The organism is Brevundimonas sp. BAL450, from assembly GCF_015767455.1.
Taxonomy (GTDB): domain Bacteria; phylum Pseudomonadota; class Alphaproteobacteria; order Caulobacterales; family Caulobacteraceae; genus Brevundimonas; species Brevundimonas abyssalis.
This window is the reverse complement of sequence record NZ_JADWOW010000051.1, coordinates 14056-32605: the sequence shown is the minus strand read 5'-3', so window position 1 is coordinate 32605 and position 18550 is coordinate 14056. Positions and strand designations below refer to the sequence as shown.

Genomic DNA, 18550 nt, shown 5'->3' with positions numbered 1-18550 from the left:
GCTCAGGCCGCGACCCGGCGAACCGCGTCCACCAGCTTGACGGGATCGAACGGCTTGACGATCCAGCCGGTCGCCCCCGCATCACGGGCGCGCTGCTTCTTGGCGGCGTCGCTTTCGGTGGTCAGCACCAGGACGGGCGTGCCCCGATAGTCGGGATCAGCGCGCATGCCCTCGATGAAGCCGAAGCCGTCCATGCGCGGCATGTTGATGTCGGTGATGACCACGTCGGCGCCATGCGCCTTCAGGGTCTCCAGCCCATGCACGCCGTCCTCGGCCTGAATGACGTGATAGCCAGCGTCCTTCAGGGCCATCATCAGCATGTCCCGCATTGTGCGCGAGTCATCGACGGTCAATACGGTCTTCATCCTGTCGCCCCAACGAGATCAGTGTTCAGGTCCGCGCAGCCATAGGCCGCAAGTTGTTCGGTCAGAGCGTCGGAGAGAGGCGCCAGCGTCAGCGCCTTTCCGTCCATGGCCCAGGTCTTCTTCGCGCTGATCAGCACCTGCAGACACAGGCCGCCGATCCGCTCCACTTCGCCGCCGTCCAGGACGATGTCCGACCCGCGCAGGGCCAGCAGATCTTCCCGGAGCGTCCCGGCGGCGCGGATATCCAGCACCGCCGGCAGGCGCACGGCCGTCATCAGAACTCCTCCCAGCCGTCTTCGGCGGCCACAGTCTCGAGCTTGCGGGCCGCGCCGCCGGCGCCCATGGCCTTCAGGGCCGTGACGGTGCGTTGGACGGCGGAGGGCTTGGCCGCGGGCTTGGCTGCGGGCTTGGGCGCGTGCGCGGGAGCCGAGGCGGTGCGGTCCTTCTCGCCGATCTCGAAGCGCGAGACCGACTCGTTCAGCTGATCCGCTTCCTGAGCCAGCGAGTGGCTGGCCGCGGTGGACTGCTCGACCATGGCGGCGTTCTGCTGGGTCACCTGGTCCATCTGGTTGACGGCGGTGTTGACCTGCTGAAGGCCGGTGGCCTGCTCCTGGGCCGAGGCGGAGATCTCGGAGATCAGGCCGTCGATCTCGGCGACGCGCTCCACGATCCGGTTCAGGGCCTCGCCGGTCTGGCCGACCAGGCTGACGCCGGCGCCGACCTGGGTTCCAGAGGACGAGATCAGGGTCTTGATCTCCTTGGCCGCGTCGGCCGAGCGCTGGGCCAGGGCCCGCACTTCGGACGCCACCACCGCGAATCCGCGGCCCGCATCACCCGCCCGCGCCGCCTCGACCCCGGCGTTCAGGGCCAGCAGGTTGGTCTGGAAGGCGATTTCGTCGATCACGCCGATGATCTGGCTGATCTGGGTGGAGGACTGTTCGATGGCGCTCATGGCGCCCACGGCGTCGCGGACGATCTCGCCGCTCTTCTCGGCGTCGCCGCGCGCGGCCAACACCACGTCGGAGCACTGCTTGGCGCCCGAGGCGGTCTTGCGGACCGTGGCCGTGATCTGGTCCAGGGCGGCGGCGGTCTCTTCCAGGCTGGCGGCTTGCTGCTCGGTGCGGCGCGACAGGTCGTCGGCGGCCTGGCTGATCTCGCCGGCGCCCGAGCGGATGGCGGCCACATTGGTGACCACCGTGCTCATGGCGTCCTTCAGCTGGCCCATGGCCGCGTTGAAGTCGCTCTGCAGCTTCAGATAGTCCTCCGGGAAGGTCTGGGTCAGGCGATAGGTCAGGTTGCCCTTGCTCAGCTGCTCCAGGCCCTCGGCCAGGGCTTCGACCACGGCGGCCTGCTGGCGGGCGGCCTCGGCCCGCTCGGCCTCGGCGCGGGCGCGCTCGCTCTCGGTCATGCGACGCTGGTCGGCGGCCTCGCCTTCCAGACGGTCATTGGCGATGGCGGCGTCCTTGAAGGCCAGGACGGCGGCGGACATGTCGCCGATCTCATCCTTGCGGCCGGCGCCCGGCACCTCGATGGTCTTGTCTCCGCCGGCCAGCTTGCGCATGACGGTGGTCATGTTCACCACCGGCTTGGCGATGGTGCGGGTCATCAGTAACCCGAGGCCCGCCGCGATCACGGCGGCCAGCGAGATGCCTCCGATCAACACGGTGTTGGCCATGTTGCCGGCTTGAGTCTGGTGGTTACGGGCGCCCGTCAGAATGGCTTCTTCGGCTTCAATGAGGGCGTCCATGCCGTCTTCGGCGGGGGTGATGTATGTATCGGCCACGCCTTCACGGCCCACCATGGCGATCGCCTGGGCCCGAGTCGCCGGGTCCGCCGCCAACTCACGGCCGACCTCGACCACATTCACGTACCAGGCATCCGCGGCGGCCTCGACCTGGTCCACCAGCTCGAGCACTTCAGGATGGCCGGCGCCCTCCGTTCGAAGCTGGCCGAGCTTTTCCTTGAAAACTGCCCGGTGCGAGTCCAGGCGTTCAATGTAGTAGGGATCGCCCGACACCAGATAACCGCGATAGGCGTTTTCCTGACGCGCCACGTAAAATTGCGCTTCCTGGGTGGTTCGGATGCTCTGACTGGCGGTGCTGTATTCCTGGCGCGCGTTCTCAATATCCAGGACATTCAGAAAAACAGCCGTGCCCGTGGCCGCGATGACGACCACCACTGCTGCAAAGGCCATGGCCAGCTTTTGACCGATCTTTAGATTGTTCAGGTTCACGGGAACTGCCTTTCAGAGGGGTCTTGAAGCGGGGGCGCCGCCAGAGAAGCTCGGGTTTCAGAAGGAAGCGGTCAGGGCGGCCACCAGACGGCCGTCGTAGCGGTCGCCGCGGAAGTGCGCGTCGGTGTCGTACCAGCGCACATCCAGGGCCAGGTTTTCGGTGAGTCCGTGGTTCACGCCCAGGTTCCAGGCGTTGTAGTCCGCGCCGTTCTCGGCCGCGCGATTGGCGAAGGCGGCGCTGACACGGGTGGCGTCGGCCACACTCACCGAGCCGTTCAGCTCGATCCACCAGGCCTCTTCCGTGGCGGAAAAACCGTCGGGCGTGTAGTTGACGCGCAGACGGGTGTTCACCGGGCCAAGGCGCCGGGAGATGTCCGTCTGGAATTCAAAATAGTTGCTGTCGATGCCCGACCGCGTGCCGGGGAGATCGCGGTTCACCACCGAGAAGTTCAGCCCGTTGCCCGCCCAGCGGGTTTTGTAGCCGATCGACGAGACGATCTCGGCAGTCGATCCCTGGGGCAGGTCGGCGCTGGAGACCCAGACCTTGGCGTAGAAAGCGCCGTGGGTGGCCTGGACGCCGGCGAAGATGCTGGGGTCACCGTCGCTTTTGCCCAGGCCTTTCCCGACATATTCCGTCGCGACGCCGATTTCAGCTGACCAGTCGATGGCGGGCGAAGCCGCCTGAGCTTGAGCTTCGGTGGAAGAAAAACCCAAAGCAACGACCGAAGAAACAGCCGCAATACAGGCGGCTCCGGAATACATATTAGTCAATATAAACCTCACTCAGCATTCTACTTGAGAAATATAGGGTTAATTGGAAAATATACGCGTTATACAGATTGCAGATAACGCGATCAGTCCTTACCAAAATCGAAATAGCAGCGCTTTCCGGATCTATCTGTGACCCAAAATGGGTCGTTGCGAATGATTTTCGACACCGGTGTCATGCGTTATGCCTTGGGAACACAGTGTTATCTGCCGTACGGTCCCCCGGATGCGAAATCTGAGTCCTCACCGGACGCCGAAACAGTGACGTCCGCCACAGCCACACCGGGCGGCTATACTTTGCCCCCTGAACTCATCGCGGTTCTTGACGCCTCGCCCGACTTCCAGATCCTGCTGGCGCCGGACCAGACGGTCCTGTTCGCCAACGTTGCCTTCAAGGCCACCACGCCGGACGAGGTGGGCCCCCTGATCGGCCGCCCCTTTGCCGACAGCCTCCTGGGCCGGGACGCCAGGCGGGCGGCCAGCCGCCGCATCATCCTCGACGCCGTCAGGCAGGCGCTGGCGAATAGGGAGGTCATCCGCCCCCCCATCTTTCGGTACGACATCCAGAAGGACAGCCGGCTGCCGGCGCAGGAAGCGTGGTGGCGCCTGTGCGCCTCGCCCTGCGTTCTGGATGGCCGCCCCTGCCTGTTGCTGACGGCGTCAGAGGTGACGGCGGCCATATCCATGGGCCGCACCGGGGACACGGACATCGCGGAGGAGGCGGGGCCGGGCGGCGCGCTGGTGTGGGCGGAGCGGCGGCGCCTCGGCCAGATGTTCGATCAGGCGGCGGACATGATGGCGCTGGTGGTGGGCCCCGACCACGTGTTCGAAATGATCAACCCCGCCATGAAGCGGGCCGCCGGCGACGCGCAGCTGCTCGGCCGCTCCCTGCGCGACGTCGTGCGGTCGGATCAGGGTCGCGAGATCCTGCGGCGCCTGGACGAGATGCGGGACACAGGCCTGCCGTTCACCGCCCTCGCCCGGCCATTCCGTATGACCGCCGAGGCTGACGAGGATCGCTACCTCGATCTGACCCTGCAGCCGCTGATCAACGACGACGGTCAGGTCGAAGCCATATTCTGCCGCGGCCAGGACGTGACCGAGCAGGTGAAGGCCCTGGCCGTGCAGCAGTTCCTCAGGGACGAGTTGGCCCATCGTCTGGGCAACATCCTGGCGGTGGTCGTGGCCCTGGCCGAACAGAGCGCGGCGCGGACGCCCTCACTGGAGCGGTTTCGAACCGTCTTCGGGGCCCGGCTGTCGGCGCTTGCGGCGATCAACGCCCTGCTGAACCGCCATGGCCCGGAGGTTTCGGTGGAGGCCGTTTTTGACGCCGTCGCGCGTCCGCTGTTCGGGCCAGGCCTTGTGAGCGGCGGCGGCCGCACCGCCACGCTCACGCCGAAGGCCGCAATCACCCTTGGATTGATGTTTCACGAAATGCTTCAGTCATCGGGCGCGGCGACAAAACCGGGTTCGACAGGACCGCGAATCCGGGCACACCAGCGTGCCGGGCGCCTCCATCTGATCTGTGTGTCGCCAGACCTGTGTGATTTCTCTAAGGATGGTGATGATTTCGCGCATCGCCTGATTGATCACGCCGTCCGTCATGAGTTCCAGGGCAGTTGGGTCTTCTTCCATCGCAAGAAGGGCGCGGCGGCCTGTTTCGAGTTCCCGCTTACCCATTCCGTCTGGACGCGTTCCGGCGCGGCCGCATGAATTGAGGGATCCCATGCGTGTTCTGGTGGTCGAAGATGAAACCCTGGTGCTGTTCACCCTCGAGGCTGAACTGACCCGGGCCGGATTCGAGGTGGTGATGGCCAGCGATCCGGCCGGCGCCCGCGCGCGCCTGGATGAGGAGGGCGCCGATCTCAGCGGGCTGGTGGTGGACCTCAACCTGTCGGCGGAGGAAACCGGGTTCGACGTGTCGCGTCACGCCAGGACGGTCAACCCGGACGTCACCGTGATCTACATTTCCGGCAATGATCCCAGCCAGTGGGCGGATCAGGGCGTGAAGGACAGCGTCTTCTTCGCCAAACCGGTGCTGTCCGCCGAGGTGGCGAAAGCCCTGCAGTCCCGGATCGGCTAGACCCCGGGCGGGGCGTCGTTTTCGACCAGTTTCTCGACCGTCGCATGGCTGACGGCGGCCAGGCGAATGAACTTGTCGACCACGAACCGGCTGTCGGGAAAGGCGCGGGGCGTGATGGTCAGAAGCTGGCCCGAGCGCTTCACCAGCCCATCCTTGATCAGATCATTGACCTTGCGCCGCACCGTTTCACGCGGGATGCCGGTGGAATCGGCGATCGAACGGATGTTGGTCCACAGGGTCGGCAGGGCGTCCAGGTCACCGGACAGGACCTTCTCGGACGGCAGATCGGCGAAGCCGCGGGCCATGGCGCTGCGAAGCATTATGATTAGCAAAACGAGTTGCCGGTCGAGGTCATTCGCCTGTCGCCGTGAAACAATGAGATAGTCGTTTAACGCTGATAACAAAGCCGGTGCTGCCCGGCAGTAGTCTTCGCGAATGCGCGCTTCAGTCAGTACCGGCATTCCCTACCCTGAACAGTGCCCCGTCAATCAGAAGTGCATATTCCGCATGCATTTGCACCTTTCCAAACCTCATCATTGCGTGAACACATTGCCGCATGGACTGCTTTGACTGCCCCTCCTGAAGGTAACCGGTGGACAAGACAGGGTCTCTGACGGGGGTTGGCGCCCCGCGCCCGGAAGCTCTATGCCAAGGCGGACAATCACGAACGTCCGCCCCCCGAGCGGGCGCCATGGGAGACCGACGCCATGACCCAGCCCCTTTCCGGCGCGCCCGAAGGCTACATGCCCGGCCTCGGCAACCACGTGGCCACCGAGGCCGTGGCCGGCGCCCTGCCCCAGGGCCGCAACTCGCCGCAGAAGACTCCTTTCGGCCTCTACGCCGAACAGCTGACGGGCACGGCCTTCACAGCGCCGCGACACGCCAACCGCCGCTCGTGGCTGTACCGGCTTCGGCCCAGCGCCAACCACGGCGCCTTCACCCCCTATGACGGGGCGAAGCTGTTCCGCACGGGTCCCTTCACCGAACAGCCCCCGACGCCCAACCGCCTGCGCTGGGATCCCCTGCCCCTGCCCGACGCCCCCACCGACTGGGTCGACGGGCTGGTCACCTATGTGGGCAACGGCGACGCGGCGGCCACGGCGGGGATCGGCGTGCACCTGTACGCCGCCAACGCCTCCATGACCGACCGGGTGTTCTACAACGCCGACGGCGAGTTGCTGATCGTGCCCCAGGACGGCGCCCTGGACCTGTTCACCGAGATGGGCCGCATCCACGCCGCTCCCGGCGAGATCGTGGTCATCCCCCGCGGCGTGCGCTTCCGGGTCGATCTGCCGGACGGCTCGGCGCGCGGCTATGTGTGCGAGAACTACGGCGAGCCCTTCCGCCTGCCCGACCTGGGCCCCATCGGCGCCAACGGTCTGGCCAATCCGCGCGACTTCCTCACCCCCGTCGCCTGGTTCGAGGACGTGGACCGCCCCGTGCAGATGATCCAGAAATTCCTCGGCGGCCTGTGGTCCACGCAACTGGATCACTCGCCGCTGGATGTGGTCGCCTGGCACGGCAATCACGCGCCGTACAAATACGACCTGGCCAATTTCAACACCATCAACACGGTCAGCTTCGACCACCCCGACCCGTCCATCTTCACGGTGCTGACCAGCCCGTCGGACACCCCCGGCGTGGCCAACTGCGACTTCGTCATCTTCCCGCCCCGCTGGATGGTGGCCGAAGACACCTTCCGCCCGCCGTGGTTCCACCGCAACGTCATGAGCGAGTTCATGGGCCTGATCCACGGCGCGTATGACGCCAAGGAAGGCGGCGGCTTCGCCCCCGGCGGCGCGTCCCTGCACAACTGCATGAGCGGCCACGGCCCCGACCAGGCCGCCTACGACAAGGCCATCAAGGCGGACCTGAAGCCGCACAAGATCGACAACACCCTCGCCTTCATGTTCGAGAGCCGCTGGGTCTTCCGCCCCACGGCATGGGCCGTCGAAACCCCGGCCATGCAGCTGGACTACGACGACGTCTGGACGGGGTTCGAGAAGGGCAAGGTGGAGTAGGCTGGGCGCTGTAGCGTAGACTGCCAGCGACCCATTGCGGACGCGGATCAAGTCGGTGTTAGGTCAGGGCGAGTCCGCGAGCCGCGCGCTGGCTCGCCTCTGGGAACGCAAACGCCACTAAACAGTCGCAGCGGTCGTCCGATCCGCCGGTCGCGTGGAAGAGCGAGGAGAATAGCATTTGCCCTTCCCGGAGATTGATCCTGTCGCGCTCCAACTGGGTCCCCTCGCCATTCGCTGGTACGGGATCGCTTATGTAGCGGGCTTCATTCTCGGCATGCTGCTCATCCAGCGCCTGATGACAACGTACAAAGACTATCCGTTCAGCTACGACAGCGTCTCAGGCGTATTCACCTACGCCATGGTCGGCGTCTTGCTGGGGGGGCGGATCGGAAGCATCGTATTCTACAATCTCGATTTCTATCTCGAAAATCCGGCCCAGATGCTCCGGGTCTGGGACGGCGGAATGTCGTTTCATGGGGGGCTGATCGGCGTCTTGCTGGCTGTGGTCCTATACTGCAAGTGGAACGGCCTTCCGTTGATGACCGTAGCGGACCTGATCGCGACAGCGGCCCCCATCGGCCTGCTGCTCGGCCGTCTGGCGAACTTCGTGAATGGCGAGTTGTGGGGTCGGGTGACCACCGTGCCTTGGGCGGTGGTGTTTCCATCCCCGGAAGCCGGCCCGCTGCCCCGCCACCCCAGCCAGTTGTACGAAGCCATCGGAGAGGGTCTGTTCCTTCTTATCGTGCTGCTGGCCATCACCGCTAACAGACACCTGCGTCTCTCACGCGGGTTCGCGGCGGGCATCTTCTTGGCAGGCTATGCCGTTATTCGTTTTCTGGTGGAATTCACCCGCGAACCTGACGCCTCCTACATCTGGATTTTCACGCGCGGGCAGGCGCTTTCTGTTCCCATGGTGGTCTTGGGCTTAGTGCTGCTGGTCTTTGCCCTGCGCAATAAGCCGGACAGGGCAGCATGACTGTCCGCTTCCCGCCCATGACAGTTGGGAATTTCCGCTTGCCGGGACGCTGAGAGAGCCCTCCGCCCTAAACCTGCCCGATGGTCTTCAGCCGCGCCTTGGGATGCACCTCGTTCTGGCTCATCACCACGGTCTGGCCGCGGAATCGTTCGATGATGGAGCGCACATACGGGCGGATCATGGGGCCGGTCAGCAACACCGCGGCTTCGCCGCCCATGGCCGCGCGCTCGAATACGTCGCGCACCTGACGGATGAAGTCCTGCAGCCGTGACGGCGCCATGGCCAGCTGCTTGTCCTCGCCCTGCCCCACCAGACTCTCGGCGAAGGCCTGCTCCCACTCGGGGCTCAGGGTGATGATCGGCAAGGCCCCGTCGTCGCCCTTGTGCTGCCAGCACAGCTGACGGGCCAGCCGGGTGCGCACGTGCTCCACCAGCTGGGTGACCGAATTGGTGTGCGGCGCCGCCTCGGCCAGCCCCTCCAGAACGGCCTGCAGATCGCGGATCGACACCCGCTCGCGCAGCAGGGACTGCAGGACCCGCTGCAGGGTGGTGACCGTGACCACCGAGGGGATCAGTTCGTCCACCAGCTTCTTCTCCTCGGTCCCCAGCTCCTTCAGCAGCTTCTGCACCTCGGCGTAGGACAGCAGGTCGGCCATGTTGTCCTTGAGGATTTCGGTCAGGTGCGTGGTCAGCACCGTGGACGGATCGACGATGGTGTAGCCCCGGAAGGTCGCCTCCTCGCGCAGGGAGTCGTCGATCCAGGTGGCGGGCAGGCCGAAGGCGGGCTCGCGGGTGTGCTCGCCCGGCAGCTCCACCTGACGGCCTGACGGGTCCATGGCCATGATCTGGCCCAGACGAACCTCGCCGTTCCCCGCCTCCATCTCCTTGATGCGGATGGCGTAGCCCTGGGTGGCCAGGCGCATGTTGTCGAGGATGCGCACGGCGGGCATGACGAAGCCGAACTCCTGGGCCAGCGACCGGCGCAGGGCCCGGATCTGGTCCGTCAGGCGCCGCCCCTCCAGATCGTTGATCAGGCTCAGCAGCGAATAGCCCAGCTCGATCTTGACCTCGTCGATGGTCAGGGCGGTGGAGATGGGTTCCTCCACATCCTCGGCCGGGCCGTCGGAGACCACCTCGACCGGCTCGGGCCTCAGCCGATTTCGCCCGCGTCGCCAGGCCAGATAGCCTGCCCCTCCCGACAGCACCGCGAACGGCAGCAGCGGCATGCCGGGGATCAGGCCGATGAAGCCCGCCGCCGCCGACACCATGCCCAGCGCCACCGGGTTCATGGCCATCTGGGCCACCAGCGCCTTGTCGGCCGAGCCCTCGACCCCGGCCTTGGACACCAGGAAGCCCGCGGCGATGGACACGATCAGCGCCGGCACCTGGGTCACCAGGCCGTCGCCCACCGCCAGCAGCACATAGCTGGAGGCGGCGTCGCCCGCCGACATGCCGTGCTGCACGATGCCGATGATCAGGCCGCCGATGACGGTGATGAAGGTGATGATCAGACCCGCCACGGCGTCGCCGCGCACGAATTTGGAGGCGCCGTCCATGGCCCCGAAGAAGGTGGACTCCTGCTCCAGCTCCTTGCGGCGCGACCGGGCCGTGTTCTCGTCGATCAGGCCCGACGACAGGTCCGCGTCGATGGCCATCTGCTTGCCCGGCATGGAGTCCAGGGTGAAGCGGGCCGAGACCTCGGCGATGCGGGTCGAGCCCTTGGTGATGACCACGAAATTCACCACCAGCAGGATGGCGAAGATGATCACCCCGATGACGAAGCTGCCGCCCATCATCAGGGCGCCGAACGCCTCGATCACCTGACCCGCGCTGGCGGTGCCCTCGTGTCCGTGGCTCAGGATCAGGCGCGTCGAGGCCAGGTTCAGCCCCAGCCGGTACAGGGTCACCACCAGGAGCACGGTGGGGAAGACCGCGAAGTCCAGCGGCTTCTTGATCAGCAGGGCGGTCATCAGCACCAGCACCGAGCCGGTGATGGAGATGGCCAGCAGCAGGTCCAGGATGAAGCTGCTCATCGGGATGATGAGCAGGCAGATGATCAGCACGACGCCCAGCGCCAGCGCCACTTCGCCGCGCATGAACCAGCCGAACATGTCGCGCCCCGAGGGCCGCGCCATGCCGTCCTTCATCATGCCCGCGTCAGCCATGTCCGAACGCCTCCAGCGCCCGGCCCACAGCCTCGGCGATGACGGCCTCGCCCGCCGCGAAGTCGTCGCTGGGCGGGCCTTCGTAATAGGCGGCGACGAAGATGGGCGCGCCCTCGGGCGGCCAGATCACGCCGATGTCGTTGACCGGACCCAGAGAGCTGGTCCCGGTCTTGTGCCCCACGCGCCAGCCGTCGGGGGCGGCGGCCTTGATGCGGTTCGGGCCGGTGGGCGAGTCCGTCAGCCAGCGCTCCAGCAGCGTCTGGTGCGCAGCCGTCAGGCGCGTCTGGCCCGGCGCCAGCAGCCGCGCCATGTTCGCCACGGCCTGCGTCGGCGTGGTGGTGTCCCGTTCATCGCCGACAAGGTTCAACTCTGGCTCCAGACGGTCCACGCGGGTCACCGAATCTCCGATGGAACGGTACCAGTTCCGCCATGAGTCGAGACCGCCCATTTCGCGGATCAGGATGTTGGCCGCCGGATTGTCGCTGAGCTCGACCGTCGACCGGCACAGCGCCTCGATGGTCAGGGCGCCGCCCACCGCCGGACCCGTGACCGGCGCATGGGAGATCATGTCGTCCGACGTGATCGGCAGGGCGCGATCCAGCCGCTCCTCGCCCCGCGCCACGCGCTCCAGCGTCGCGGCGGCCAGGAACAGCTTGAAGGTCGAGCAATAGGTGAAGCGTTCCGTAGCGCGCCAGAGGGCTTCGCCGCCTTCATGAGACACGGCGAGGCCGAGCCGCCCGCCCTGCCGGGACTCAAGGTCCGCCAGGTCCAGCTGAACGGGCTCCACCGCTCGCCCGGACGCCACGTTGGAGCACCCCGCCGCCGCGAGTGCGCCAAGGCCGGTCAGGACGCTTCTGCGGTCCGTTCTCGCGGTCATGGCTCAGGCTGCGTTGTAGGCGGATCCGGCGACGCCGGACTGGGGCGCGGGGATGGCTTCGCCCGCGTCGGCGTATTCGTTCAGCTTGTTGCGCAGGGTGCGGATCGAGATGCCCAGGATGTTGGCCGCATGGGTGCGGTTCCCCAGGCAGTGGCTCAGGGTGTCCAGGATCAGGGTCTTCTCCATCTCGGCCACCGTCTGGCCCACATAGGCGCGGGTGACGGCGTCGGCGGCCTGGGCCGCATGGCCCGCGACACCCGCGTCGCTCGCCGCCGCAGCCGTCCCCGCGGCGCCGAGCGGCTGGCCGTCGGGCATGCGCAGGGCGTCCTCGCCGATCTCCGGCCCGGTGGCCAGCAGCACCGCCCGGTGCATGGCGTTCTCCAGCTCCCGCACGTTACCGGGCCAGCGGTGCCCCAGCAGCGCGCGGCGCGCCGCCTCGGACAGGGGCCGCGCCGGCACCCCGTTGGCGACCGCGTATTTCTTGACGAAGTGATCGGCCAGCACCGCCACGTCGCCGGGCCGCTCGCGCAGCGACGGCAGGCGCAGGTTGACCACGTTCAGCCGGTACAGCAGGTCCTCGCGGAACGTCCCCTCGCTGACCGCCCGGGCCAGGTCGCGGTTGGAGGTGGCGATGATGCGGATGTTGACCGACACCGGCTTGGCGCCGCCCACCCGGTCGATGACCCGCTCCTGGATGGCGCGCAGCAGCTTGGCCTGCAGCCGGGCGTCCATCTCGCTGATTTCGTCCAGCAGCAGGGTGCCGCCGTCGGCCTCCTCGAACTTGCCGATGCGGCGGGCCACGGCGCCGGTGAAGGCGCCCTTTTCGTGCCCGAACAGCTCGGATTCCAGCAGGTTGTCGGGAATGGCGGCGCAGTTGACGGAGATGAACGGCTTGTCGGCGCGGCGCGACTGGGCGTGCAGGTGACGGGCCATCACCTCCTTGCCGACGCCGCTTTCGCCGGTGATCAGGATGGAGGCTTCCGACTTGGCCACCTGGTCGGCCAGCTTGATGACCGCCACCATGTTCGGGTCGGCGCTGACCATGGGCCGGTCGTCGTCGGCCACGGCGGCCAGGACGGCGGCGATCAGGTCCGCCTCGGGCGGCAGGGGGATGAACTCCTTGGCCCCGGCGCGGATGGCGTTCGCGGCCAGATCGGCGTCGGCGTCCACCCCGCAGGCCACCACCGGCACATGGATGCGCTCAGCCTCGTTGGCCGCGATCAGGGCGGCGATGTCCAGGTGGTAGTCGACCATCAGCAGGTCGGCCCCCTGCCCGCGCCGCAGGCTGTCGGTGGCCTGATCACAGCGCTCGACGTGACCGACCTTGGCGCCGTGCGCCATGGCCATCTTCACCGCCGCCGCCAGCTGTCCGCTGAGCCGTCCCACCACCAGGAGCCGCATGGTCCTTCTCCTCTAAACTCTGTGCCGAACCGTCGCCGTCAGGCGCCGGAGTCCTCGGTCTTGATGATTTCCGTCATGGTCACGCCCAGGCGGTCCTCGACGACGACGACCTCCCCGCGGGCGACCAGCCGGTTGTTGACGAAGATGTCGATGGCCTCGCCGACCTTGCGGTCCAGTTCCAGCACCGAGCCGCGATTCAGCTTCAGCAGTTGCGCCACCGACATGTGGGCCTTGCCCAGCACGGCCGAGATGTTGACCGGCACGTCGAACACGGGCGCCAGGTCGGAGGCGGATTTGTCGCCCGGGTCATCCGCCGTCGCGAGCGCCGTGCCTTCGGCGAATTCTTCAAGGGCCAGATCGTCGGATGGCATCAGGCGTCTCCTTCAGGAGCATTGAGAGTTTCGGCGTGGCCGCCTTCGGCCGCCAGGGCTGCGGCCAGGGCCTCGCCGACGCGGCGGGCGGAATCTTCGGGGCTGTATTCGGCGCGGCCGTCGGCCCACTCCAGGGCGAAGGCGGCGGACTCCATGCCCGCTTCGTCGCGGAACGAGACCTGGCCGGTGAAACCCGCCTCGGCGCAGACCGCCTCGATGCGGCCGCGCGCGTCGTCGGACAGCCCGCCCGTGCGCACCACCAGCCGCGGCGTGGCGTCGATCTCGTGACCCAGCGCCTCGAGGGCCTCATGCAGAGGCCCCTGCGGCGTCTGCTCCAGGGCCGAACCGGCGATGATGCGGGCGGCGGCCAGGGCCAGGTCGGCGGAGGCCGCCCGATGCTCATGGGCCACCCGCGCCAGTCCGGGCAGCGCCCGCCCCACCGCCTGGCCGATCTCGGCCAGCGCCATGGCCTGAACGCCTTCCAGCTCGGCCAGGGTCTGTTCCCGGGCCTCGGCGCGGGCCTTGGCGACCAGGGCCTCGACCTCGGCCGCCAGATACACGCGCTTGACCGTCTGGGTCGGCTGCGAAGACACCACGGCGCCGGAGGCGTCGAACTCGGTGCCGAAAACGAAGGGCTGATGCTGCGGTTGGGTCATGTCAGTAGATCAACTCGTCGTCGCCGCCCTGGCCGACCAGCATGATCTCGCCCTTGGCCGCCAGATCCTTGGCCGCCTGGACCATGGTCATCTGGGCGCTGTCCACGTCCTTGAGGCGCACGGGGCCCATGGCCTCCATGTCCTCGCGCATGATCTTCGACGCCCGCTCGGACATGTTCGAGAAGAACAGTTCCCGCAGGGTTTCGGAGGATCCCTTCAGGGCCAGGGCCAGCTGGTCCTTCTCCACCGCGCGCAGCAGGGTCTGGATGCCGCCGGGGTCCAGCTTGCCCAGATCCTCGAACACGAACATCAGGGCGCGGATGCGCTCGGCCGCCTCGCGGTTGCGCTCTTCCAGCGCGCCGAGGAACCGGGCCTCGGTCTGGCGGTCGAAGCTGTTGAAGATCTCGGCCATGGCCTCGTGGCTGTCGCGCTTGGAGGTGCGGGCCAGGTTGGACATGAATTCGGTGCGCAGGGTCTGCTCGATCTTGTCCAGGATCTCCCGCTGCACGGGCTCCATGCGCAGCATGCGCTGGACGCATTCCAGGGCGAAGTCCTCGGGCAGGGCGGTCAGGACGCGGCTGGCGTGCTCGGACTTCACCTTGGACAGCACCACGGCCACGGTCTGGGGGTATTCGTTCTTGAGGTAGTTCGCGAGGACCGCCTCGTTCACATTGCCCAGCTTGTCCCACATGGTCCGGCCGGCCGGACCACGGATCTCCTCCATCAGGGCCTCGACCCGCTCGGACGGCATGAAGGCGGCCAGCAGGCGCTGGGTCTGGTCATAGCTGCCCATCAGGGAGCCGGCGCCCGACATGCCGGACACGAACTCGACCATCAGCTCCTCGACCACACTGGCCTGGACCGAGCCCAGCGACGCCATGGCCTGCGAGATCTCCTTGATCTCGTCCTCGTCCAGCGCCTGCCAGAGGGAGGTGTGGTCCTCGCCGAGGGCGAGCAGGATCACGGCCGCCTTCTCAGGGCCGGTCAGGCGGCGGGCGTCGTCCACACCCGGCTTCTTGGCGGCGAGGCGGGCGGCCATCAGCCCTCCTGAACCCAGGTGCGCAGGATCGAGACGGATTCCTCGGGATGCTTGTCAACGAACTCGGCCACCTTCTTGACCGAGGACGCCTTCACCTGACCCTCGATCCGGGCGATGTCGATGCGCTGGTCCATGTCGGAGTTCGGCGCGGGAAGCGCGGCGTTTCCGCCCCCCGACGGCAGGGCGCCCGCCATGGCCGGCTCCCCGCCCATGGCCATGGTCTGCAGCGCCGTAACACCGCGTCCGCCCTCGCCGCGCGCGGTCTTCAGCAGCGGACGCAGGACGAAGAAGATCAACAGCAGGCCTGTGACCAGCAGGATCAGCAGCTCGACCCCGCGCATGATGTCGTTCTTGGTGAAGTTCATCAGCGGCGCGCCGGCGTCCGTCCCGCCGATGACCGGAGTGTCGCGGTTGAAGCGGACGTTGATGACGCTGACCTGGTCGCCGCGATCCTCGCTGAAGCCCATGGCCGAGCGGACCAGGGCCTCGATCCGCTCCATGTCCTCTTCCGAGCGCGGCGTGTAGGTGGGCTCGCCCTCGCCGCCTGCGGGCGGGGTCAGGACGCCGTCGACCGCCACGGCCACCGAGACCCGCTGGAGCTGGCCGGGCTCGCGCACCGTCGTCGTGGTGGTGTTGGAGATTTCGTAGTTGGTGATCTCGGACTGATCGCCGCTAGTGGAGCCCACAGCCATCATGGCCGGGTCTTCGCCGCCGGGGATGTTCTGCTGGGCGCCCACCACACCATCGGGCTGGGCCTGATTGTCCTGCGCGTTCGACGCGGAGGTGGAGGTGGAGCGCACCACCTGACCGTCGGGATCGTAGCGCTGCTCCTGGGTTGTCTGGCGGCTGGTGTCGATCTCGGCCGAAACCTGAACCCGCGCGGCGCCGACGCCGACGACGCCCTCGACCAGATCGCGGATGCGGGCGGTCATGGCCGCCTCCATCTCGGTCCTGCGGCCGTCGCCCAGACCGGCGGTGAAGCCTTCCTCCTCGGCGCCGGCGGCCAGGGTGCGGTTGGCCTCGTCCACCACGGTGACGCGGTCGGGACGCATGTTCGGCACAGACGAGGCGATGACGTTGCGGATGGCGCGGATCTGGTCGCCGGTCAGGTCGCGGCCGCCGACGCCCACAACCACGGCCGCCGTGGGCTCGCCGGCCTGTTGCTGGAACATCTCGCGGCGCGGCAGGGTGATGTGGACCCGGGCGGAATTGACGCCGCGCATGACCTGGATGGTCCGGGCCAGCTCGCCCTCAAGGGCGCGCTTTTCATTGAGGTTCTGCTGGAACTCGGTCTGACCCAGCACCGATTGGGTGTCGAAGATTTCGTAGCCGACGCTGCCCGAGGTCACCATGCCGGACGAGGCCAGCATCAGGCGCGCCGTGCCCACGTCGTCCCGGTGGACCATGACGGTCGAGCCGTCGCCGCGGGTGGAGTATTTGATGCCCTGCTGGTCCAGGGCCGCGGTGATCTCGGCGGCCTCGCGCAGGTCCAGATTGGAATAGAGCAGCGCGTCGGGCTCCTGGCCGACGCGCAGCATCAGGGCGATCAGCACGGCCGTCACGCCCGCCGCCACGCCCAGCACGGCGGCCAGACGGCCTATACCGAATCTCTGCAAAGCCGCCGTGAAACCGCCCACGCACACCGCCCCCAACACGCGGGCGACCTCGAACGCTCCCGCTAGGCAGAAAGTGCCGCCCCCATGGTAAACGCGGTCTTAAGATCGGTCAGGAAAGCCGGAATGAATGAGGATCAGTCCGACGCCTCGAAAGATCTGCGCTCATTCAGAGGCGCGATGAAGACGCGGTCGCATTCCGCCTCATCGTTCGCCAGCGGGATCGCCTCATAGTCGTCGCCCGCCCGTTCCACCGCCTCGGCGGCGATACGGTCGAATTCATCCTCGTGACCGGGGCGGCGGAACAGAACCACGCCGTCCTTGGCGTCCAGGACGCCGTATGCCGGCGCGCCTTCGAGCAGGGTGTCGAGATCATGGGCCATGAGTTGTGAAACCCGAACCGGCCGAAAGGTTCATAACGGCGCCGCTTGGCTAGACGTCGAAGCGCACGCCTTGGGCCAGCGGCAGAGCGCCCGAGAAGTTCAGGGTCTGGGTCTGGCGGCGCATATAGGCCTTCCAGGAATCCGAGCCGCTCTCGCGCCCGCCGCCGGTCTCCTTCTCGCCGCCGAACGCCCCGCCGATCTCGGCGCCCGAGGGGCCGATGTTGACGTTGGCGATGCCGCAGTCCGAGCCCCAGGCCGACAGGAAGCCCTCCGCCTCGCGCATCCGTTCGGTGAAGACGCAGGACGACAGGCCCTGCGGCGCCGCGTTCTGCATCGCCACCGCAGCGTCGAAATCGGCATAGGTCAGGACGTACAGGATCGGCGCGAAGGTCTCGCGCAGCACCACGTCTGACTGGGCCGGCATGCGGATGATGGCGGGCTTCACATAGACCCCGCCGGCCCAGTCCGCGTGCACCCCGCCCGTCAGCACCTCGCCGCCCTCGGCGCGCGCCTGTTCGATGGCCGCGTCGAAGCCGCGCCCTGCGTCGCCGTCGATCAGCGGCCCCACCAGCGTGCCGTCCTGACGCGGATCGCCGATGGATAGGCTGGCGTAGGCCTTGGTCAGTCGATTCAACAGTTGATCGGCCACGGCCTCATGCACGATCAGGCGGCGCAGGGAGGTGCAGCGCTGGCCCGCCGTGCCCACGGCGGAAAAGGCGATGGCCCGCACCGCCAGATCCAGATCGGCGCTGTCGCTGACGATCATGGCGTTGTTGCCGCCCAGCTCCAGCAGGCTGCGGCCCAGCCGCCCGGCCACGGTGGTCGCCACCGCCTTGCCCATGCGGGTCGAGCCGGTGGCCGACACCAGCGGGATGCGGCCGTCCGCCGCCAGCGCCTCACCCACGCCCCGCCCGCCGATCAGCACCTGCGACAGGCCCTCCGGCGCATCGTCGCCGAAGCGGGCGGCGGCGCGGTCGAACACCGCCTGCACGGCGATGGCGGTCAGGGGCGTCTTCTCTGACGGCTTCCAGATCACCGGATCGCCGCACACCAGCGCCAGCGCCGCGTTCCACGACCATACGGCCACGGGGAAGTTGAAGGCCGAGATCACCGCCACCGGCCCCAGCGGCTGCCAGGTCTCGCGCATGTGGTGGCCGGGCCGCTCGGACGGCATGGTCAGGCCGTACAGTTGCCGCGACAGCCCCACGGCGAAGTCGCAGACGTCGATCATCTCCTGCACCTCGCCGGCCCCCTCGGAGACGATCTTGCCCGCCTCCAGCGTCACCAGCATGGCCAGATCGTTCTTGGCCGCCCGCAGCTCCTCGCCCAGCAGCCGCACCAGCTCGCCCCGCCGAGGCGCCGGCACGCGGCGCCAGTGGTCGAACGCCCCCTGCGCCCTCACCACCGCCTGCTCGATGTCGTCGCTCGACGCCTCCGCCACGCGCCCCGCGCCGGACCCGTCGATGGGCGAGCGCGCCTCGACGCCCGCCGCACCGAACACCGCGCCCACGCCCAGCCGCTCCAGTATCGCCTTCGCCTGATCCGCAGCCGTCATGGGGGTCTCTCTTCTCGCTATGGCTTGTCCCGAGGGTCCATAGAC

The 18550-nt window shown here is 67.6% G+C and carries 18 protein-coding genes; 4 read left to right on the top strand and 14 right to left on the bottom strand.

Annotated elements, in window-relative coordinates; genetic code table 11:
* Positions 1-2: 2 nt before the first annotated feature.
* From IWC96_RS08785 to IWC96_RS08770, 4 genes are read right to left on the bottom strand one after another with little or no spacing between them, the layout of a single operon-like run.
* Positions 3-365, bottom strand: a complete 363-nt coding sequence (locus tag IWC96_RS08785; protein WP_021697282.1) for a response regulator — start codon at positions 363-365, stop codon at positions 3-5.
* Positions 362-640, bottom strand: coding sequence for an STAS domain-containing protein (locus IWC96_RS08780; RefSeq protein ID WP_021697283.1), 279 nt, complete (start codon positions 638-640; stop codon positions 362-364). Before IWC96_RS08780 ends, IWC96_RS08785 begins: the two co-directional genes overlap by 4 nt.
* Positions 640-2598, bottom strand: a complete 1959-nt coding sequence (locus tag IWC96_RS08775; protein WP_021697284.1) for a methyl-accepting chemotaxis protein — start codon at positions 2596-2598, stop codon at positions 640-642. The genes IWC96_RS08780 and IWC96_RS08775 overlap by 1 nt, the downstream gene beginning before the upstream one ends.
* A 57-nt stretch (positions 2599-2655) precedes the next feature.
* A complete protein-coding gene (locus IWC96_RS08770; RefSeq protein ID WP_021697285.1) occupies positions 2656-3360 on the bottom strand; it encodes a TorF family putative porin in 705 nt (234 codons plus the stop codon).
* A 267-nt stretch (positions 3361-3627) separates the two neighbouring features.
* Here IWC96_RS08770 and IWC96_RS08765 point away from each other — a divergent pair, with 267 nt between their 5' ends.
* Both IWC96_RS08765 and IWC96_RS08760 read left to right on the top strand, forming a co-directional pair.
* On the top strand, positions 3628-5079 hold the full coding sequence (locus tag IWC96_RS08765) for a PAS domain-containing protein (protein ID WP_196838756.1): 1452 nt from the start codon (positions 3628-3630) through the stop codon (positions 5077-5079).
* Positions 5080-5092: 13 nt separating this feature from the next.
* The gene (locus tag IWC96_RS08760; protein WP_021697288.1) at positions 5093-5449 is read left to right on the top strand and encodes a response regulator; all 357 of its coding nucleotides are present in this window, start codon (positions 5093-5095) and stop codon (positions 5447-5449) included.
* Here IWC96_RS08760 and IWC96_RS08755 read toward each other — a convergent pair.
* Entirely contained in the window at positions 5446-5769 is a 324-nt protein-coding gene (locus IWC96_RS08755; protein WP_196838755.1) for a winged helix-turn-helix transcriptional regulator, read from the bottom strand. The genes IWC96_RS08760 and IWC96_RS08755 overlap by 4 nt on opposite strands.
* Before the next feature lie 387 nt (positions 5770-6156).
* On the opposite strand from IWC96_RS08755, the gene hmgA reads away from it, so the two are divergent.
* Both hmgA and lgt read left to right on the top strand, forming a co-directional pair.
* The gene (hmgA, locus tag IWC96_RS08750; protein WP_021697291.1) at positions 6157-7470 is read left to right on the top strand and encodes a homogentisate 1,2-dioxygenase; all 1314 of its coding nucleotides are present in this window, start codon (positions 6157-6159) and stop codon (positions 7468-7470) included.
* Between the two features lie 178 nt (positions 7471-7648).
* A complete protein-coding gene (lgt, locus tag IWC96_RS08745) occupies positions 7649-8446 on the top strand; it encodes a prolipoprotein diacylglyceryl transferase (protein ID WP_021697292.1) in 798 nt (265 codons plus the stop codon).
* A gap of 67 nt (positions 8447-8513) precedes the next feature.
* Here the strand turns inward: lgt and flhA are convergent, their stop codons facing one another.
* The 9 genes from flhA to IWC96_RS08700 all read right to left on the bottom strand — a co-directional run bounded on the left by flhA (position 8514) and on the right by IWC96_RS08700 (position 18505).
* The gene (gene flhA / locus IWC96_RS08740; protein ID WP_370541123.1) at positions 8514-10595 is read right to left on the bottom strand and encodes a flagellar biosynthesis protein FlhA; all 2082 of its coding nucleotides are present in this window, start codon (positions 10593-10595) and stop codon (positions 8514-8516) included.
* A gap of 7 nt (positions 10596-10602) precedes the next feature.
* Positions 10603-11487, bottom strand: a complete 885-nt coding sequence (gene bla, locus IWC96_RS08735; RefSeq protein ID WP_196838753.1) for a class A beta-lactamase — start codon at positions 11485-11487, stop codon at positions 10603-10605.
* Positions 11488-11490: 3 nt separating this feature from the next.
* Complete coding sequence (locus IWC96_RS08730; protein WP_196838752.1) at positions 11491-12888, bottom strand: sigma-54-dependent Fis family transcriptional regulator; 1398 nt, start codon at positions 12886-12888, stop codon at positions 11491-11493.
* A 38-nt stretch (positions 12889-12926) separates the two neighbouring features.
* The gene (fliN, locus tag IWC96_RS08725) at positions 12927-13259 is read right to left on the bottom strand and encodes a flagellar motor switch protein FliN (RefSeq protein WP_196838751.1); all 333 of its coding nucleotides are present in this window, start codon (positions 13257-13259) and stop codon (positions 12927-12929) included.
* Positions 13259-13915, bottom strand: coding sequence for a flagellar assembly protein FlbE (locus IWC96_RS08720; RefSeq protein WP_196838750.1), 657 nt, complete (start codon positions 13913-13915; stop codon positions 13259-13261). The genes fliN and IWC96_RS08720 overlap by 1 nt, the downstream gene beginning before the upstream one ends.
* A gap of 1 nt (position 13916) precedes the next feature.
* A complete protein-coding gene (fliG, locus tag IWC96_RS08715; RefSeq protein WP_196838749.1) occupies positions 13917-14954 on the bottom strand; it encodes a flagellar motor switch protein FliG in 1038 nt (345 codons plus the stop codon).
* Positions 14954-16591, bottom strand: coding sequence for a flagellar basal-body MS-ring/collar protein FliF (gene fliF, locus IWC96_RS08710; RefSeq protein WP_196838748.1), 1638 nt, complete (start codon positions 16589-16591; stop codon positions 14954-14956). Before fliF ends, fliG begins: the two co-directional genes overlap by 1 nt.
* A 113-nt stretch (positions 16592-16704) precedes the next feature.
* A complete protein-coding gene (locus tag IWC96_RS08705) occupies positions 16705-16950 on the bottom strand; it encodes a hypothetical protein (protein ID WP_196838747.1) in 246 nt (81 codons plus the stop codon).
* Between the two features lie 49 nt (positions 16951-16999).
* Positions 17000-18505: an aldehyde dehydrogenase family protein gene (locus tag IWC96_RS08700; RefSeq protein WP_196838746.1), complete on the bottom strand. Its 1506-nt coding sequence runs from the start codon at positions 18503-18505 to the stop codon at positions 17000-17002.
* Positions 18506-18550 lie beyond the last annotated feature (45 nt).

What these genes read in the sequence shown, in the direction of transcription:
- IWC96_RS08785 (WP_021697282.1), bottom strand. Translation starts at nt 365, where the DNA reads ATGAAGACCGTATTGACCGTCGATGACTCGCGCACAATGCGGGACATG.
- IWC96_RS08780 (WP_021697283.1), bottom strand. Translation starts at nt 640, where the DNA reads ATGACGGCCGTGCGCCTGCCGGCGGTGCTGGATATCCGCGCCGCCGGG.
- IWC96_RS08770 (WP_021697285.1), bottom strand. Translation starts at nt 3,360, where the DNA reads ATGTATTCCGGAGCCGCCTGTATTGCGGCTGTTTCTTCGGTCGTTGCT.
- IWC96_RS08760 (WP_021697288.1), top strand. Translation starts at nt 5,093, where the DNA reads ATGCGTGTTCTGGTGGTCGAAGATGAAACCCTGGTGCTGTTCACCCTC.
- IWC96_RS08755 (WP_196838755.1), bottom strand. Translation starts at nt 5,769, where the DNA reads ATGCTTCGCAGCGCCATGGCCCGCGGCTTCGCCGATCTGCCGTCCGAG.
- hmgA (WP_021697291.1), top strand. Translation starts at nt 6,157, where the DNA reads ATGACCCAGCCCCTTTCCGGCGCGCCCGAAGGCTACATGCCCGGCCTC.
- flhA (WP_370541123.1), bottom strand. Translation starts at nt 10,595, where the DNA reads ATGATGAAGGACGGCATGGCGCGGCCCTCGGGGCGCGACATGTTCGGC.
- bla (WP_196838753.1), bottom strand. Translation starts at nt 11,487, where the DNA reads ATGACCGCGAGAACGGACCGCAGAAGCGTCCTGACCGGCCTTGGCGCA.
- IWC96_RS08730 (WP_196838752.1), bottom strand. Translation starts at nt 12,888, where the DNA reads ATGCGGCTCCTGGTGGTGGGACGGCTCAGCGGACAGCTGGCGGCGGCG.
- fliN (WP_196838751.1), bottom strand. Translation starts at nt 13,259, where the DNA reads ATGCCATCCGACGATCTGGCCCTTGAAGAATTCGCCGAAGGCACGGCG.
- IWC96_RS08720 (WP_196838750.1), bottom strand. Translation starts at nt 13,915, where the DNA reads ATGACCCAACCGCAGCATCAGCCCTTCGTTTTCGGCACCGAGTTCGAC.
- fliG (WP_196838749.1), bottom strand. Translation starts at nt 14,954, where the DNA reads ATGGCCGCCCGCCTCGCCGCCAAGAAGCCGGGTGTGGACGACGCCCGC.
- IWC96_RS08705 (WP_196838747.1), bottom strand. Translation starts at nt 16,950, where the DNA reads ATGGCCCATGATCTCGACACCCTGCTCGAAGGCGCGCCGGCATACGGC.
- IWC96_RS08700 (WP_196838746.1), bottom strand. Translation starts at nt 18,505, where the DNA reads ATGACGGCTGCGGATCAGGCGAAGGCGATACTGGAGCGGCTGGGCGTG.